Below are 17,023 nucleotides of genomic sequence, written 5' to 3'. Positions count from 1 at the left end.
AGCTTTACACTTATCAAAAAGGGAAAGTCACTTGCTGGACCGACGGATCAAACTGCGCCACCTCGAGACTGTCACCGCCATTGCCCGCCAAGGCAGTCTCAAGGGTGCCTGTGCCGAGCTGAACCTGACCCAGCCCGCCCTGTCGAAGACGCTAAAGGAACTCGAAGAGATCCTTGGCGCCGCGCTGATGACGCGAGACCGCGGTGGCGTGCGGTTGACCCCGGAGGGCGAGGTGTTCCTGGAGTTCGCCGGGCAAAGCCTCGCCGCGCTGAGACGCGGAGTATCCGGGGTGGCCGAACTGCGCGAAGGCGGCGCCGAGGTGCTGCGCGTGGGTGCCCTGCCCTCGGTCGCGGTGCGCCTGATGCCGCGCGTCGTGGCCCGGTTCCGCGAACTGTCGCCCGCAACACGGCTGGTGCTGCGCGACGGGGCACACGGGGCGCTGACGCGCGATCTGCAATCCGGCGCGCTCGACCTTGTGATCGGGCGCATGGGGGCGCCGGACAGCATGGCCGGGGTCAGTTTCACGCAGCTATACCAAGAGGGCGTCGTTTGTGTCGTGCGCAGCCAGCACCCCTTGCTGGCCCGGCCCGTGCTTGCGCCCCAGGACCTGGTGGACTGGCCCGTGCTCTACCCGCCCGAAGGCGCCGCGATCCGCCCTCTGGTGGATCGCTGGTGCCTGGCGCAGGGGTTGGGGCCCTTCCATGATCGGATCGACTGCGTCTCCGGTGCCTTCGGGCGGCGGTTCCTTCGGCAATCGGACATGCTCTGGTTCATTTCCGCAGGCGTCGTGGCCCCGGAAATCGACGATGGCGCCCTGGCCGCGCTGCCCCTGGACCTGGGGTTGACCGCCGGTCCGGTAGGTCTGATGACGCGGCCCGACAGCGCCGCCTCGCGCTCTCGCCAACTGTTCGAACGCGCACTGAGACACGAAGCAGAGTCTTTACCCACAAGTTGACGCCGAATCGAACTCGTCCACAACTTAATGCGGTCTTCATCAAAATATCGCTTTACACACCCCTATTTGGGCAGGCACCATATCTGGTAAGGGCGCGGGGATAGCCCGCAGACCCTTGAGCAGGCAGCAAGCGCTGGGGGTGAATCACCAGTCACGGCGCTATAATCAAAGGGGTGTCCTTATGGCCCTGTCCGAGCAGTATCTCAACGACGAATTGCATCCGATCGACCTTGTCGAGCATATCGCCGAGTTCAACGATTGGGATTTCGACCGCATCGCGGACGACCAGATCGCGATGGCGGTCGAAGGTCAGTGGCGCACCTACTCGATCACCCTAGCCTGGTCCGCTTTCGATGAAACCCTGCGGATGATCTGCACCTTCGAGATGGAGCCACCCGAGGCGCGGTTGCCGGAACTGTACGAAGGTCTGAACCTGATCAACGATCAGTGCTGGGCCGGCGCCTTCAGCTACTGGCCCGAGAACAAGCTGATGGTCTACAAGTACGGGCTGGTGCTGGCCGGTGGCAATGTCGCCAGCGCCGAGCAGATCGACACGATGATCGGCGCCGCCGTCATGAGCTCGGAACGCTATTACCCGGCCTTCCAGTTGATGGTCTGGACCGACAAGAGCGCAAAAGAATCCATGCAGGTCGCCATTGCAGAGGCTTACGGGCGGGCCTGACATCGGGGTATTCCCGAATTTTTCCAGAGACAAGAAACACGAGGGGCGGCGCAATTGCGGCGCCCTTTTCCATTTCACCCGGGATTCCCCTTGAGTTGAATCCAGAGCGCGGAAATTCTACCGAAACAAGAATATCCCAGGGATGAATATCCATGAGAACCCGCCTTTCGGCGCTGGCTATCCTATTGGCCGTTGCCAGCCCGGCCTTGGCCCAGCAGGACGCGGCGTCCTGTGCTGCCTTGCGCGACACCGTGCTGAGCGCCGCCCATGTCCGGACCGCCCGCGTGGTCGAGACCGAGGGCCTGCCCGCCTACTGCGAGGTCCGCGCCACCGCGCTGCCCGCGATCAACATCGAGGTACGCCTGCCGCTGGAAGGGTGGAACGGAAAGTACTACCAGGCCGGCTGCGGCGGGTTCTGCGGCATCCTGGGCCGCGCCGATGCCGGGGCAAGCTGGGTCAATGCCATGCGTCCCGGGTTGGAGCGCGGCTATGCCACCGCCACCTCGGACAGCGGGCACCACGGGCTGTCCGTCGTCGATGCGGGCTGGACACACAACAATCCCCACGCGGAACGCGACTGGGGTTGGCGGTCCATCGGAGAGACCAACCGCGTGGCGCAGGCACTGATCGGGACGTTTTACGGCAGCACCTCGGAGCAGGCGATCTTCCAGGGCTGTTCGACCGGCGGGCGCATGGCCCATGTCGCGGCCCAGCGCTACCCCGAGATGTTCGATGGCATCATCTCGGGCGCGCCGGCGATGGATTATACCGGGCTGGTGGCGACCAAGATGGCCTTTCTGGTGCAGGCCAATACCGCGCCCGATGGCAGCCAGATCCTTGGCCCCGACGAGGCCAAGCTGATCGGCGACGCGGTCTATGAACAGTGCGACGGGGTGGACGGGGCCGAGGATGGGTTCATCGCTGACCCGCGCGCCTGCGAGGTCGATTACAGCGGGCTTGGCCTGACCAACCAGCAGATGGACACGCTGATAAAATGGCGCGAAGGGCCGCGCAATGCCGCCGGAGAGCAGCTTTACCCGGGTGGCATCCCCGAGGGCTCGGAGCCTTTCTGGTGGCTCTGGCTGACCGGCAACGGCAAGGGCGGCGGCAAGCTGGTGCCCGCCTTCGTCACCAACTTCGGGCGATACATGGCCTTTGCCACCGATCCCGGCCCGGAATGGTCGCCGCTGGATTTCGACATGGAGGCGGACCCGGCGCGGCTGGCCACGATGGCGCAGGTCTACAACGGCGACAGCCCGGACCTGTCCGCCTTCCGCGAGGCGGGTGGCAAGATGATCGTCTGGCACGGCTGGGCGGACAGCATCGTGACCCCCTACAAGACCGTCGACTGGTATGAAAAGGCCGCCGAGGCCGCGGGCGGTGAGGACGTTCTGACGGAAAACGTCGCGCTCTTCATGGTGCCAGGCGTCGATCATTGCGGCATCCTGCCGGGGCCGGATGGAATCAATGCCGCCAGCCTTGACCCGATGACCCCGCTTGAGGCCTGGCTGAACGAAGGCACTGCACCTGCCTCGATCATGGCCGAGTAACCTTGCCCCTCTCTTCCGGCGGGCCTAGGGTCCGCCGGGACAAAGGACAGGGGGACGTGATGCAGGATACAGACCTCGCCCGGCGCGGGCTGGCGCTCTTGGGATGCGGCAAGATGGGATCGGCGATGCTGGCCGGCTGGCTGGCACGCGGATTGCCGGCGGACAGCGTGCGGGTGCAGGACCCGAACCCCTCGGACTGGCTGCAGGCGCAGGGCGTGCACATCAACGAGGGGTTCGGCGACAGCCCCGCCGTCGTGCTGATCGCGGTCAAGCCGCAGATGATGGGCGAGGCGCTGCCCGCGCTTCAGACGCTGCCCAAGGGCGACACGCTGTTCGTTTCCGTCGCCGCAGGCACCCCGATCACCACCTACGAGGCGCACCTGGGCGATGTCCCCATCGTGCGCGCCATGCCCAACACGCCCGCCGCCGTGGGCAAGGGCATCACCGCGATCATCGGCAACGCGCGGACCACGGACGCCCACCTTGAAACCGCCGAAGACCTCCTGTCGGCAGTCGGTGAGGTTGTCCGGCTGGAAGACGAGAGCCAGATGGATGCCGTGACCGGCGTCAGCGGCTCCGGCCCGGCCTATGTCTTTCACATGATCGAATGCCTCGCCAAGGCCGGCGAGGCCGAGGGACTGGCCCCCGAACTGGCGATGGCCCTGGCGCGGGCCACCGTGGCAGGCGCGGGCGCCCTTGCGCAGGAAACGGGCGAGGATCCGGCACAACTGCGCCGCAACGTGACCTCGCCCAACGGCACCACGCAGGCGGGGCTGGAGGTGCTGATGAACGAGGACGATGGCCTGCCGCCGCTCATGCGCGCCACCGTGGCGGCGGCTGCGCGACGGTCGAAGGAATTGGCCAATGGCTGACGAGATCACATTCGACGATTTCCTGAAGGTCGACATTCGCCTCGGCACCGTGATCCGTGCCGAACCGTTCCCCGAGGCCCGCAAACCGGCGATCAAACTCTGGATCGATTTCGGACCGGAAATCGGGGAAAAGAAAAGCTCGGCCCAGATCACCGTGCATTACGACCCCGAACGCCTTGTCGGCAAACAGGTCATGGCGGTGGTCAATTTCCCACCCCGCCAGATCGGCCCGATGCGGTCCGAGGTGCTGGTGCTGGGTGTATCGGACCCGGACGGCGCCATCGTGCTGATCTCTCCGGATCAGGCCGCGCCGAACGGGTCCAGGATGCACTAAAGCTCGGGTCCGTTGGGGTCGGGTAGGATGCCCTTGGGCTCTCGCCGGTGGAACAGCGGGTCGTTGTCCTTGATGTATTTGGACACCATCCGCGCGGTGGGCCATGCGGTCACAAGCCCGATCCCGGCAGCGACGGCGATCGCTGTCCAGCTGTACCAGTTGAAGGCGAAGAAGACGATGAGCAGCGTCCCGGCGATGCCGCTGCCGCTCATGAGGGTAAGGTAAAGCGCAAGTCGGTCCATTTCGGTCCTCCTTTCATTTAGGCAACGCGCGCCTGCCCCCACGGGTTCCCTTGACCTCGCCCCACGCTTGCGGTCCTGTCGAAGGCAGGAGGACGCGCCCATGACACAGCCAGCGATCACCGGCCACGGGGTATTCACCCCGGATCAGAGCATTTCCAACGACGAGCTTGTCGCCGCCTTCAACGCCTATGCCGACCGATGGAACGCCGATCACGCGGGCCGTATCGCCGCCGGCGAGGTCGAGCCGCTGACCCATTCCAGTTCCGATTTCATCCTTTCGGCCTCGGGCATCGAAAGCCGCTATGTGCTGGACAAGGAAGGCGTGCTGGACCCGGACCGCATGTGCCCGCGCCTGCCCGCCCGGCCGGACGAGTCTCCCGGAATCATGGCCGAAATGGCGGTGGACGCCTGCACCAAGGCGTTGGAAAAGGCGGGCCGCGAGGGGGCAGAGATCGACCTGGTGATCTGCGCCGCCTCGAACCACGAACGCGCCTACCCGGCAATTGCGATCGAGATCCAGCGGCTACTGGATTGCGGCGGGTTCGCCTTTGACATGAACGTGGCTTGTTCCTCGGCCACCTTCGGCATCCAGGCCGCTGCCGACATGATCCGCGCGGGCAGTGCGCGCCGCGCGCTGGTCGTGAACCCGGAAATCTGCTCGGGCCACCTCGAATGGCGCGACCGCGACTGCCATTTCATCTTTGGCGATGTCTGCACCGCGGTGGTGATCGAACCGGCGGAGGAGGCGCAGGGCGATCACTGGCTGATCCATTCCACACGCTGCGCCACGCAGTTTTCCAACAACATCCGCAACAACGCCGGGTTCCTGCGCCGCGCCCATGACCAGATGGAGGACCGGCGCGACATGCAGTTCATGCAGAACGGGCGCAAGGTCTTCAAGGAGGTGCTACCGCTGGTGTCCTCGCACATCCTCGGCCACCTGTCCGATCACGGCTGGCAGGCGGATGACCTGCGGCGGCTCTGGCTGCACCAGGCCAACAAGACCATGAATGACTTCATCGGAAAAAAGGTGCTGGGTCGCGTGCCGGAGGCGGGTGAGCAACCCAATATCCTGCAGGATTACGCCAATACCTCATCCGCCGGGTCGATCATCGCCTTTTCCAAGCACTCCGAGGACATGGCTAAAGGCGACCGGGGCGTGATCTGTTCCTTTGGCGCGGGCTATTCCGTCGGATCGGTGCTGGTCGAACGGGCCTGATCGGCTTCTTCCGCTTCCATCGCCTCTTCCAGCGTTTCCGCCTCCTCCTCGCCGCCGGCCAAGGCCGCCGTTTCGGGGGTCAATCCGCGCGCCGGCGCCGACATCTGGAACGCGCCCTTGTCCTCTTCCGCCACGGCGGCCCGCTGGACGATGCGCAGCGCGGTATAGAGGATCATCAGCACATGCGCCACGATCGTGGTCAGGAACAACCCCGAGGCACCCGCCGCCGACATGGCGACACCGGCGATCAGCGGCCCGGCGATATTGCCCAGCCCGTAGACCATCAACAGCCCGCCCGAGACCTGGATCGAGGTGCCCTCGGGCGCGTGGTCATTCGCGTGGGCCACGATGATCGGGTACATGGCAAAGATCGCCGCGCCGAAAATGGACACAAGGACCAGGTTCATCATCTGGTCCTGCGGCGCCAGCAGGATGAACCCCAGGTCCGCCGCCACCGCCAGCACGGCCACCACCAGCAGGACCTTGCGCCGGTCCATCCGGTCCGAGGCAAAACCGATGGGCACCTGCGACAGTGCCCCCGCCAGCACCGGGATCGAGGCGAAAAGCGCAATCGCCCCCAGCGTCAGCCCAACACGGTCGGCATAGACCGCCGACAGCGTCCCGAAAGAGCCGTTGGAAATCCCGACCAGGAACACCGCCACCACCGCCACGGGCGAGTTGCGCCACAAGAGCGGCAGGTTCAGCCGCACCGAGGTCAGCGGCGCCGGGGACTCTGACGTCGACAGCGCCGTCGGCACCAGCGCAAGGCTGTAGACGATGGCCGCCACGGCAAAGAACAGGAACCCACTGGCATCCCCCGTGGCGATGGCCAACTGCCCGGCGGTCGTCGCGCCCAGGTTCACCATCGTGTAGACGCCGAAGATCGTCCCCCGTGACTGCGGCGAGGCCCGGTCGGACAGCCAGCTTTCCACGATCATCGCCGCCCCGGCAAAGCAGAACCCCGAGACCGCCCGCACCGGGATCCAGAACTCGGGCGTGACCAGCAACGCCTGCAGCAGGATCGCGATGGCGGCAAAGGCGCACATGACGCCGAAGGCGCGGATATGGCCCACGGAGCCGACGATGCGGGGCACATAGAAACAGCCCGCGACATAGCCCACGGCCCAACCGGTGCCCAGAAGGCCCAGCTCGGTGGCGCCGAACCCCTCGGCGGCCCCCCGCACCGGCAGGATCAGACCATGCATCCCCCCTGCAAAGAGCAACAGGCCGGAACCAAGCAAAAGCGCACTGACGGGAAGAAGCTGGCGGATCATGGCGGCAGGTTAGTCAATCAAGCTCAGGCTTCAAGATCCAAGGCGGGCGAGATGGGCGCTCATAGCCCGGACGATGCGCCGCGGCCCTTGGTCTTTTCAACCGCGCCCGGCACCGCCTAGGATTTGCCACCGTTCACGACCCAAGGATACCCCATGCGCCGCCTCGCCCTAGCCGCTGCCACCCTGGCTCTTTGGCCGCTTGGCCTGATGGCCCAGATCCTTGAACCGCAACAGGTCGCCCCCGGTGTCTGGGCCATCGAAGGCCCCGCAGCCCAGCGCGACCCGCAGAACCTGGGCAACAACGCCACCTTCGGTCTGATAGAGACCTCCGACGGGGCGGTGCTGGTCGATCCCGGCGGCAGTTGGAAGGGGGCAAGCGCGTTGCATGACGTGGTGCGCGGTTTGACGGATCAGCCCGTGACACATGTCATCAACACCGGCGGACAGGACCACCGCTGGCTCGGCAATGGCTACTGGCAATCGCAGGGGGCGCAGGTCATCACCTCTGCCGCCGCCTTTGCCGACCAAAAGGATCGTGCCTCGCTGCAGTTGACCATGCTGGACGCCCTGATCGGCAGCGATGGCCTGGCCGGGACGGAACCGTCGCAACCGGATGTGATTTTTGCTGCCTCGCATGAGTTGACCCTTGGCGGCACCCGGATCGAGATCCGGCATGTCGGCCCCGCCCATACCCCGGGCGACAGCCTTGTCTGGCTGCCCGAAACGCGTACTGTCTTTACCGGAGACGTGGTCTATGTCGGGCGGGTCCTGGGGGTGATGTCCTTTTCCGACAGCGCCCACTGGCTGGACGCCTTCTCCGAAATCGAGGCGCTGGAGCCGGTTCACCTGATTCCCGGGCACGGCCCCGCGACCGATCTGGCAACCGCGCAGCGCGATACCCGGGATTACCTGGCGAACCTGCGGGCAGGCATCCGGGATCATATCGACGCGGGTGGTGACATCCTGGGGACCGTCGATGTCGACCAGTCCGACTTTGCCTATCTCGACCAGTTCGACGCGCTTGCCCGGCGCAATGCACAGACCGTCTTTGAACAGATGGAGTGGGAGTGACGCCTACCCCGCCTCATCCCCCATCGCGGCGCGCCAGTGCCTCCGGCACAGGCTGACGTAGGTCTCGTTGCCGCCGATCTGCACTTGGGCGCCGTCGCGCAGAACCTCACCCTCCGGCCCCTGCCGGATCACCATTGTCGCCTTGCGCCCGCAATGGCAGATCGTGCGCACCTCGCGCATGACATCCGCCAGGGCCAGCAGGGCCGCCGAACCGGGAAAGAGCTCTCCGCGGAAATCCACCCGCAGGCCATAGGCCATGATCGGCACGCCCAGGTCATCCACCACCTGCGCCAATTGCCAGACCTGTTCGCGGGTCAGGAACTGGGCCTCGTCGATGAAGACGCAGGCCACCGGCCCCTTGTCCAGACGGGCCGCAATCCGTGCAAAAAGATCCGTCCCTTGCCCGAAAGTATCCGCCGGACGCGCCAGGCCGATGCGCGATCCGATATGGCCCGCGCCGGCACGATCGTCCACCGCCGCAGTCAGCAGATAGGTGTCCATCCCGCGTTCGTTGTAGTTGTGCGCCGCCTGCAACAGCAATGTCGACTTGCCGGCGTTCATCGTCGAGTAGTGAAAGTGCAGCTTGGCCATGTCGGGCGTCATGCCCCAGCCCCGCGGGCATGGCAAGCGCGGCCCGACGGAGTTTCAACCCTGCGGATAACGTCATTACGTCAGGTCAACCCGTCTTGTTGCCTTGACGCCCGACGCGTTTGCGCATGACATGACAAAACGGGGATAATAATGGAAATGGATATTGGATTGTCCCCGGAGCATTTGCCGGGGCGAAGGAGAGAAATGTCAGTAGTCGGACGGTATCTGAAAAAACACATCGAGGCGCTGGTCAAGGACGTCGGGATCGAGGCAGCCTGCGAGCTGACCGGCAAATCCAAGGCAACCCTCGGCCGCTATTATTCCGACTATCCCGAACATGCCGACAGGTACATGCCGGTGGATGCGGTGGCCGCACTGGAAGAGGCCGCGTCTTACCCCCATGTCACCGCCGCGCTGGCCGAGCTCAAGGGCATCCAGCTACAATTCGACGAAAGCCGTCGCAATGCCAAGTCGTCGGGCGGGGTCAATTCCGACGTGATCGCCCTGTCGCAGCGGTTCGCCATGCTGATGGCCGAATACAACCAGTCGATCGAGGACGGGGTGATCTCGGCCAACGAGGCCAAGCGCCTGCTCAAGGAGACCCTGGCGCTGCAGAAGGTGCTGATCGACATGAAACTGCACCTCGAAGACGAAACCGTCTGAGATCTGCGTCCTGGCCGGTGCGGGACAGCCCGGACCGGCCAAGGCCACGGAGTGCAGTCAGACCAAACGGCCCCACAGGTCGTATTCGCCGGTCTCATCCACCTCGACGGTGACGATCTGGCCCGGTTGCAGATGTGCCGCGCCCTCGTCGATGAACAGGTTGCCGTCGATCTCGGGGGCATCCGCCTTGGTACGGCAGGTGGCAATGCCATCCTCGTCCACCTCGTCGACGATCACCTCTTGCCGGCTTCCCAGTTTCGCGGCGAGTTTCGCTTCGGAGATCGCCTGAGCCTTTTCCATGAAACGCGCCCAACGCTCGGCCTTGACCTCTTCGGGGACGTGATCGGGCAGCGCATTGGCGCGCGCGCCGGCGACATTCTCGTACTGGAAACAGCCCACGCGATCCAGCTGCGCCTCGTCCATCCAGTCCAGCAACGTCTGGAACTCTTCCTCGGTTTCGCCGGGATAGCCGACGATGAATGTCGAGCGCAGGGTGATGTCCGGGCAGATCGCGCGCCAGGCGGCAATTTCGTCCAGCGTTCGGGTGGCGGCGGCGGGCCGCGCCATGCGGCGCAACGTGTCCGGATGCGCGTGCTGGAAGGGAATATCCAGGTAAGGCAGCACCTTTCCCTCGGTCATGAGCGGGATCAGCTCGCGCACATAGGGATACGGGTAGACGTAATGCATCCGCACCCAGGCGCCGAGGCTGCCCAGATCGCGCGCAAGGTCCAGCAACGGGAACTTGGTGTCGCGGTCTTTCCAGTCGGTGCCATAGGCGGATGTGTCCTGGCTGATGACCAGCAGCTCCTGAACCCCCGCCTCGACCAGCTTTTCCGCCTCGCGCAGCACCGCGCGGGCCGGGCGGCTGACCAGCTTGCCACGCATGTCTGGGATCACGCAGAACTTGCAGGCGTGGTTGCAGCCCTCGGAAATCTTGAGATAGCTGAAATGGCGCGGCGTCAGGCTGACGCCGGAAGCGGGCAGCAGATCGACAAAGGGGTCGGGATCGGGTGGCACAGCGGCATGGACGGCATCCAGAACCTGTTCGTACTGGTGCGGGCCGGTGACGGCCAGCACCTTGGGATGCGCGCCGGTGATATATTCTGGCTCTGCCCCCAGGCAACCGGTGACGATCACCCGGCCGTTTTCGGCCAGCGCCTCGCCAATCGCATCCAGGCTTTCGGCCTTGGCACTGTCGAGGAACCCACAGGTGTTGACGATCACCGCATCGGCACCCGAATAATCGGGGGAGATGCCATAGCCCTCGGCCCGCAGCCGCGTCAGGATGCGTTCACTGTCGACCAGCGCCTTGGGGCAGCCAAGGCTGACCATGCCGATGGTCGGCTGGCCGGGGCGGGCGGTTTCGGTCACGCGCGCCCGGGCAAGGTCGGGGCGCAGGTCAGGAGGATTCTGGGTCATGGCGCGTCATAGCGTGGCTTGGCCAACTGGGAAAGGCGGCAGATGATGGATTGGCGACAGCTTGAACAGCAGGAAAGCGCCGACAGGCGGGCAAGGGTCGAGATGCAGACCGATGCAGCCGGACATTACCGATATGTCCTCTCGGGCTGGATCGACGCCGCACCCGAGGACGAAGGCGCCCTCGGTGACGGCGTCTGGTCCGTCGAGGAAATCTCGGGGATCTACGGCTGGAAGACCCCCTGTCGCAACGACGCCGCGCGGGCCTTGCGGCTGCGCGGCGTCAAAGGCTGAGTTGTGAGGGCAACAAGACCCCGTGCCGGTCACCTACGACGGTCGCGGCGCGCGCTCATCGGTTGAAAGGCAACGCCCACATGGGCCTCGCAATAGGGTTTGCCTTGCTGGACGGGCAGACCACAGAACCAGAAATCCTCGGTCGCCGGGTCGCCGACCGGCCATTTGCAGGTCCGTTCAGTCAGCTCCATCAGGGTCAGTTTTTTGGCCTTCTTTTCGATCTCGCTCACCTTTGCCAGGGCTTCGGGGCTGATTTCGTTGGTCGAGGGCTGCGGCGGCAGCGGCTGACCGGCCGGGATGATCTGCTTGCGCGCCGGGCTGATCGCCGGGGTCGTGGCGACGGGCTGCGGCTTGGCCTCGGGGGCCGGTTCGGGCTTGTTCGCGGGGGCCGGCTTGGGCTGCGGCTTGGCCTTGGCGGCTGCAGGCTGCGCCTTGGGTTCCGGCTTGGCCTCTGCGGCGGCAGCGGGGGCGGCGCCCGCACGGTTCGACAGGCCCAGCCGGTGAACCTTGCCGATTACCGCGTTGCGCGTCACCCCGCCCAGTTCCTTGGCAATCTGGCTGGCCGACTGGCCCTCCGACCACATCTTTTTGAGCAGTTCAACGCGTTCATCGGTCCACGACATCGGGTTCCCCCAGCGAAAAAAGCGGCCACACGCAAGGGGCCGCCGAGAGATTGAGTGACGCACCTATACTAATCATAACGGCCCGAGTTACAAGGCGCCGAGCAGAATTGGAGGCACCATGAGCGACACACAGACATTCGCCCCCGGCGACCGCCGTTTCGGCCGGGTGAACTGGCTTGGTTTCTGGACCCTGTGCAAGCGAGAGATCCTGCGATTCACCAATGTCTGGACCCAGACACTGCTTGCGCCGCTGGTCACGGCGGGGCTGTTCCTGATGATCTTCACCATCGCCATCGGCCCCCAGCGCGGTGATGTCATGGGCGTGGCCTTTACCACCTTCATCGCGCCCGGCATCCTGATGATGACCGTGATCCAGAACGCCTTTGCCAATACCTCCAGCTCGCTGATGGTGTCCAAGGTGCAGGGCAATATCGTCGACACGCTGATGCCGCCCCTTTCGGCAGGCGAAGTGGTGCTGGGCTATGTCATCGGCGGCACGGCGCGGGGGCTGTTCGTGGCGGTGGCCCTGCTGGCGATGTTCTGGGCCGTGCTGGGCATCGTGCCGCAGGCGCCGCTGGTGACGCTGGCCTTTGTCACGCTGGGCGCGGCCTTTCTGTCGGCGCTGGGGCTGATTGCCGGGATCTTCTCGCAGAAGTTCGACCAGATGGCGGCGATCACCAATTTCATCATCACGCCGCTGGCCTTCCTCTCGGGCACGTTCTACTCGGTCGAGGCGCTGCCCAAGGGGCTGTACCAGGTCACGCATCTGAACCCGGTCTTCTACCTGATCGACGGCGCTCGTTGGGGCGTGATTGGCGTGTCGGACACGGCCCCCGCGCTGGGCTTTGTCATCGCCCTGGCCGCGACTCTGTTCGCCTGTCTGGCCGCATGGGTGCTGTTCCGCCGGGGGACGCGTCTGAAGTCCTGAGGAATTGCGGACTTGCCAACTCTCCTGTCACGTCAGACACTTTCGGGGTGATTATTGACACGTGACGCGGGCCGGGGGCCGTTTCGGCCTCCGGAGCGTGAGGAGGCTGACGTATTGACCCGGAAATCCCTTTACCTTGCCCTGCCCCTTTTGATTGGCCTTGGCGCGCCGCTGGCCGCCCAATCGGTCGAACTCAAGGGCTTTCGCCTGCCCCCGGAACCCGATGAACGCGCCCGCGACATGAGCGACTGCCTGGCCGGCATCGCGGAAAAATGCGGCCCGCGCGTACAGTTGACCCGGCGCAGCATCGACCCCGGCAGCGTGCCGGGTACCAAGCCCGCCGCCACCAACGGGCTGAAGCCCCGCCTGTTGATCAAGGACCGGACAGAGGATCAGCCCGGTGCCGCCAAGCCCGGCCCGCTGGTCAGCGTCGATGTGGAAATCTTCTTTGACTACAACAGCGCGACCCCGGCGACGACGTCGCTTCCCGACATCCAGACGCTGGCCACGGCGATCACCGATGAGCGATTCGCCACCAAGCGCTTTGTCATCTTGGGCCATACCGATGCGCGCGGCTCTGACAGCTACAATCTCGACCTGTCCGAGCGCCGCGCCGAAAGTGTCCGGCAGCGGCTGCAAAGCCTTTCGGGCCTCTCCGCTGATCGCTTTATCTCTGCTGGTCGGGGAGAGACCGACCTGAAGGATCCGGCGCGCCCAGAGAGCGAAGTGAATCGCCGGGTGCAGATCATCCTGCTGGACAGCTGAGGACATTCCATGTCGCGTTTTTCCCTGACCGTGCTGGCCGCCACGCTGGCCTTGTTCCTGCCCGCACTTTCCGCGCAGGCCGCGGCCTACGGCCTGCGCTCCGACCTCAGTTGCGAGGCCCGTGTCGAGGTCACCAACCGCCTGGCCGGGGAAACCCGCGTCAGCCTTTCGGGCAACAGCCTGGACGTGGGCGGGCGCCTGTCCATTGACTGGGCGCGCCCCGGCTTTCCGGAACGTGAACCGATCTTCCTGATGGTCTCGTTTGACCGTCCGGTGCGGCTGTCGGGCGACGGCATGTATGCCCTTCTGCCGGGCGCCAAGGCACCATTCGATATTTCATGGAACCGTGATCGAACCCGCGCGATCATTCCCTATTACGGGCGCGGTATGGCTAAATCTGGTCGCATCGCGGTCGAACCGCTGCAATCCGGGCCGCTTCAGGTGGACTGGGCGGTGCTGGGTCACAGCGGTTGTGACGAACATGTCGAAACGCCCGGCCAGGGAAACGCCACCGTCACGATCGCAACCGCGGGCCGGCCCGTGATCGTTGTCCGCGACAGGGTCACAGGGGAGGCCCCGTCCAGCACACTGGTCAACCACGACGGGACCCGTCACCTGCAAGTGTTCGACGGCCGCTTTCGCCTGACCGATGCCGCCACGGGCGCCGAGATCATGGAAAAGGTCGGCGCGCCGCATTTCTCGCCCGCCGGGCGCTATATCGTTCTGCGTGGCGGGGACGAGGCCGGGATCTATGACGCGGTGGATGGCAAACGTGTGGTCGATGCCCAGGACGGCTTCCAGGTGAACTCCGACTGGAGCGCGCTGATCTGGTCGCATGACGACAGCTTTGCCCTTCAGATTCTATCGGGTTATGGCTTTTCGCAATTCCACAACTTTGCAGCGGGTCGCACGGTTCAGGCCACGACCAATGGCTGCCGTATCTGCGGCGGGAACAAGAACCGCTACCTGCTGGAGCTGGAAAACAACGCCTTTGTCGCGGAAGGCTACAACGAAATGGCCGTTTTTCGGCTGAGCGACGGCGATGAGACCTACCGGTTCCGGCCCGAACTTGGTGACGGTGCCCGGGTTCAACCTTCGCATCGCAACGCCGCCCTGCAAGAGATCGGTCGGCAACAAGCCGTTGTGGAACCGGCTATCGGGATTGGTCTGCGCTATTCCACGGAGGTGGCCATTGCGCAGGCCTTTCCGACGCATTTCTCGCAGTCCTACCAGTCGAAAGAAAACCAGATCATCTCAGAGGCACTGGCGCCCTACCTTGTCACGCCGCGAAAGCTTGAAGCGGTGGCCGGGGGTGGTGTTGCTCCAGGAAGCCTGTCCAGCAGCGCGTTGGCGTGGCGGTCTTTCGGGGCAGACGCGCCAGGGGCCGCTGACCGTATGTTCAAGCGGCTTCGGGAGTTTGGCCTGCCTGTGGTGGCAGGTGAAGTCGTCGAACGGATTGACGTCGAGGAGCGGCTGCCCAAGTTCGATTACGAGAAAGAATACCCCAGCTCTGCGGATCGGTTTGCAGCCCTGGACCAGCACGACTTGGTCGTGGCCGAGGCTTACCGTGAAATTTGGTCCGAGATCGCCATGGCAACGGGCGTTGATGCCAGCCGTTTCGGTCGCCGGATGGGCCTGACGACCTGCAGTGCTGGCGGGGACGCTCTGTTGGGAGAGTTTCACACCCTTTGGCGCTGGTCCTCCGGAGGCGCCGAACATCGTCTGACCACGTTCCAATGCCATGAAGGGTCGGCAATGTTCGCCCGTCCGACAACCTACCTCTTTTCGTCCAACATTGGCGGCGGCGTTTCCCAATTTGAACGACCCTGGGGGATCGTGGCCGGACTAGACCTGCGCAATGACGGTACGAACACGGCGACCATCTGTCCTTATGCGATTGACGCCTGTTCGTTCCGGCTAAAGGTGTTTGGAGATCTGGCGATTCTGCACTCGCAAGAGGCGCTCGGCTATGCAGTGGTCGACCTGCGGACCGGCAAGGTGATCGCCAAGCAGTTCGACCTGCCGCGCGGCGATCTCTTTGACAACGTGATGATCACCGAAGACGGGCGGCACCTGGTCACGGTCCAGGAGGATGGCAGCTTTTTCGTCAACCGCCTGTCGGACTCGGAAACTGTTCTGTCCGGTCTCTACGCGGATGACGAGGTCGTCGTCTGGACAGAAAACGGCCATTTCGATGCGACCTCCGAAGGTGCTTACTTCGTGGCCTACACCTTTCCCGGCCATCTCGGTGAGTATACCGCCCAGCAATTCGAAGGCTTTCTAAAGGTCCCCGGGCTCGCCCAACAAGTTCTGGCCGGCCTGCCAGCGCCTGACCCGGTCCGGATCACTCCCCCGCCGGTTCTGCAAGCCTCGGTCACTGTCAGCGGAACCAAGGCGCGGCTTGATGCGCAGGCTCAGGCTTCGGTGCCGATCAAGACATTGAGCTTGTTTCAAGACGGCCTGCGGACACATGTCTTGCAGGGGGACGGTCAAGACCACCATTGGCAAGACGACTTTGAGCTGTTTCCCGGCACGCGCTGGGTCACTCTGGTTGCGACCGATGAAAACGATGTGGCCAGCGTGCCATTCAGCGTCGAAATCACTATGCCCGAGGCTCAGCGGCAACTGCATATTCTGTCAATTGGCGTCAACGACTATGGGGATCCGGCATTGGATCTAACGGCAGCGGTTCCGGATGCGCGTCTGGTTGCATCCGCGCTGGCCGGGCGGGCCGGATCAACAGTCGGGATAGCTTCCGAAACCGTCCTGTTGGACGGAGAGGCGACTGCAGACCGGATCCTGTCCGAACTGTCATCGATTATCGCGAAGGCTCGGCCCGGCGACACTCTGGCTCTCTATTTTGCCGGGCATGGGTTGGACCTGGATGGCGGGTATTACCTCGGCGCATCGGGAACCAGCTTCGATGACATCGCTGGCACCGCTCTATCCTTCTCTTCCGTTTCCGCACTTCTGGAGGGGACGGACATTCGGATCGCTTTGTTCATAGACGCCTGTCATAGCGGACGTGCGGGTGAGGGCCTCTTTTCGACCAACGATCAGGTCGTTGGCGGAGCGCTGGGTCAGATACCGTCCGGCCTGGTGGTGTTCGCCGCGGCGAAAGGACGTGAATTTTCGTTGGAAGATCCGGAAACGGAACAAGGATTCTTTGCTCAGGCCCTGGCGGAGGTGATCCAGGATGGTGCCTTCGATCGGAATGAAAACGGTTTGACTGAACTCAGCGAACTGTTCGAAGGAACGAAGAGGCTTGTGTCTTCACGTGTCCGCGACGCGCAAGAGGGCGTTCCGCCAATAGACCGTCTTAGCCAAACCCCCTGGATGGCCCGCAACTTGATGGTCGGAGATTTCGTGCTTTTCTAGAGTGCGGGACAGTGCGCCTTTTCCCGAAGATCGGGGCAACGGTAAAGCCGCTGGATGCTGGATGGTTGAGCGCTTGGTGGTGGAATTGTCGCGATTGGACATACGAAAGCCCGCCTTATGGGCGGGCTTTTTGGTATTTTGGTTGCGGGGGTAGGATTTGAACCTA

General features: G+C 64.2%; 17 protein-coding genes. 12 read left to right on the top strand and 5 right to left on the bottom strand.

Going from position 1 to position 17,023, the window contains the following annotated elements:
• Positions 1-31 precede the first annotated feature (31 nt).
• From pcaQ to PVW46_RS08875, 5 genes are all read left to right on the top strand, one after another.
• Positions 32-955 (top strand): pca operon transcription factor PcaQ, encoded by a 924-nt coding sequence (gene pcaQ, locus PVW46_RS08895; protein ID WP_139132355.1) that lies wholly within the window; start codon positions 32-34, stop codon positions 953-955.
• Between the two features lie 181 nt (positions 956-1,136).
• Positions 1,137-1,637 carry a type III secretion system chaperone family protein gene (locus PVW46_RS08890; RefSeq protein ID WP_043137527.1) on the top strand — a complete coding sequence of 167 codons (501 nt, stop codon included), beginning with the start codon at positions 1,137-1,139 and terminating at the stop codon, positions 1,635-1,637.
• Between the two features lie 152 nt (positions 1,638-1,789).
• Positions 1,790-3,187, top strand: coding sequence for a tannase/feruloyl esterase family alpha/beta hydrolase (locus tag PVW46_RS08885; protein ID WP_069210307.1), 1,398 nt, complete (start codon positions 1,790-1,792; stop codon positions 3,185-3,187).
• A 59-nt stretch (positions 3,188-3,246) separates the two neighbouring features.
• The gene (gene proC, locus PVW46_RS08880) at positions 3,247-4,059 is read left to right on the top strand and encodes a pyrroline-5-carboxylate reductase (protein ID WP_069210306.1); all 813 of its coding nucleotides are present in this window, start codon (positions 3,247-3,249) and stop codon (positions 4,057-4,059) included.
• Positions 4,052-4,393 carry a tRNA-binding protein gene (locus PVW46_RS08875; protein WP_069210305.1) on the top strand — a complete coding sequence of 114 codons (342 nt, stop codon included), beginning with the start codon at positions 4,052-4,054 and terminating at the stop codon, positions 4,391-4,393. The genes proC and PVW46_RS08875 overlap by 8 nt, the downstream gene beginning before the upstream one ends.
• Here the strand turns inward: PVW46_RS08875 and PVW46_RS08870 are convergent.
• Positions 4,390-4,635, bottom strand: coding sequence for a hypothetical protein (locus PVW46_RS08870; protein ID WP_069210304.1), 246 nt, complete (start codon positions 4,633-4,635; stop codon positions 4,390-4,392). The two genes, PVW46_RS08875 and PVW46_RS08870, sit on opposite strands and share 4 nt — an antisense overlap.
• Positions 4,636-4,735: 100 nt before the next feature.
• On the opposite strand from PVW46_RS08870, the gene PVW46_RS08865 reads away from it, so the two are divergent.
• The gene (locus tag PVW46_RS08865; protein ID WP_069210303.1) at positions 4,736-5,854 is read left to right on the top strand and encodes a beta-ketoacyl-ACP synthase III; all 1,119 of its coding nucleotides are present in this window, start codon (positions 4,736-4,738) and stop codon (positions 5,852-5,854) included.
• Here PVW46_RS08865 and PVW46_RS08860 read toward each other — a convergent pair.
• On the bottom strand, positions 5,818-7,128 hold the full coding sequence (locus PVW46_RS08860) for an MFS transporter (protein ID WP_069210302.1): 1,311 nt from the start codon (positions 7,126-7,128) through the stop codon (positions 5,818-5,820). The genes PVW46_RS08865 and PVW46_RS08860 overlap by 37 nt on opposite strands.
• Before the next feature lie 153 nt (positions 7,129-7,281).
• On the opposite strand from PVW46_RS08860, the gene PVW46_RS08855 reads away from it, so the two are divergent.
• Positions 7,282-8,199, top strand: coding sequence for an MBL fold metallo-hydrolase (locus PVW46_RS08855; RefSeq protein ID WP_069210301.1), 918 nt, complete (start codon positions 7,282-7,284; stop codon positions 8,197-8,199).
• A gap of 3 nt (positions 8,200-8,202) precedes the next feature.
• Here PVW46_RS08855 and PVW46_RS08850 read toward each other — a convergent pair whose 3' ends face one another.
• Complete coding sequence (locus PVW46_RS08850; protein WP_069210300.1) at positions 8,203-8,790, bottom strand: thymidine kinase; 588 nt, start codon at positions 8,788-8,790, stop codon at positions 8,203-8,205.
• Positions 8,791-8,994: 204 nt separating this feature from the next.
• On the opposite strand from PVW46_RS08850, the gene PVW46_RS08845 reads away from it, so the two are divergent.
• Positions 8,995-9,453, top strand: coding sequence for a hypothetical protein (locus PVW46_RS08845; RefSeq protein WP_043137551.1), 459 nt, complete (start codon positions 8,995-8,997; stop codon positions 9,451-9,453).
• A 57-nt stretch (positions 9,454-9,510) separates the two neighbouring features.
• Here PVW46_RS08845 and rimO read toward each other — a convergent pair whose 3' ends face one another.
• Positions 9,511-10,872 carry a 30S ribosomal protein S12 methylthiotransferase RimO gene (gene rimO, locus PVW46_RS08840; protein ID WP_069210299.1) on the bottom strand — a complete coding sequence of 454 codons (1,362 nt, stop codon included), beginning with the start codon at positions 10,870-10,872 and terminating at the stop codon, positions 9,511-9,513.
• A 42-nt stretch (positions 10,873-10,914) separates the two neighbouring features.
• Between rimO and PVW46_RS08835 the strand changes: the two genes are divergently transcribed.
• Positions 10,915-11,163: a hypothetical protein gene (locus PVW46_RS08835; protein WP_043137556.1), complete on the top strand. Its 249-nt coding sequence runs from the start codon at positions 10,915-10,917 to the stop codon at positions 11,161-11,163.
• A 29-nt stretch (positions 11,164-11,192) separates the two neighbouring features.
• Here the strand turns inward: PVW46_RS08835 and PVW46_RS08830 are convergent, their stop codons facing one another.
• The gene (locus PVW46_RS08830) at positions 11,193-11,786 is read right to left on the bottom strand and encodes a GcrA family cell cycle regulator (protein WP_043137559.1); all 594 of its coding nucleotides are present in this window, start codon (positions 11,784-11,786) and stop codon (positions 11,193-11,195) included.
• A 118-nt stretch (positions 11,787-11,904) separates the two neighbouring features.
• Between PVW46_RS08830 and PVW46_RS08825 the strand changes: the two genes are divergently transcribed.
• The 3 genes from PVW46_RS08825 (at position 11,905) to PVW46_RS08815 (ending at position 16,857) form a co-directional block, all read left to right on the top strand.
• Complete coding sequence (locus PVW46_RS08825; RefSeq protein ID WP_043137561.1) at positions 11,905-12,714, top strand: ABC transporter permease; 810 nt, start codon at positions 11,905-11,907, stop codon at positions 12,712-12,714.
• A 114-nt stretch (positions 12,715-12,828) separates the two neighbouring features.
• On the top strand, positions 12,829-13,479 hold the full coding sequence (locus tag PVW46_RS08820; protein WP_069210298.1) for an OmpA family protein: 651 nt from the start codon (positions 12,829-12,831) through the stop codon (positions 13,477-13,479).
• Positions 13,480-13,488: 9 nt separating this feature from the next.
• Positions 13,489-16,857 carry a caspase family protein gene (locus tag PVW46_RS08815; protein ID WP_069210297.1) on the top strand — a complete coding sequence of 1,123 codons (3,369 nt, stop codon included), beginning with the start codon at positions 13,489-13,491 and terminating at the stop codon, positions 16,855-16,857.
• Positions 16,858-17,023: the final 166 nt, after the last annotated feature.

This window comes from Mameliella sp. AT18, assembly GCF_028807275.1.
Lineage (GTDB): Bacteria > Pseudomonadota > Alphaproteobacteria > Rhodobacterales > Rhodobacteraceae > Antarctobacter > Antarctobacter albus.
The sequence above is the reverse complement of the archived record's forward strand: the minus strand, read 5'-3'. Positions and strand labels throughout refer to the sequence as shown.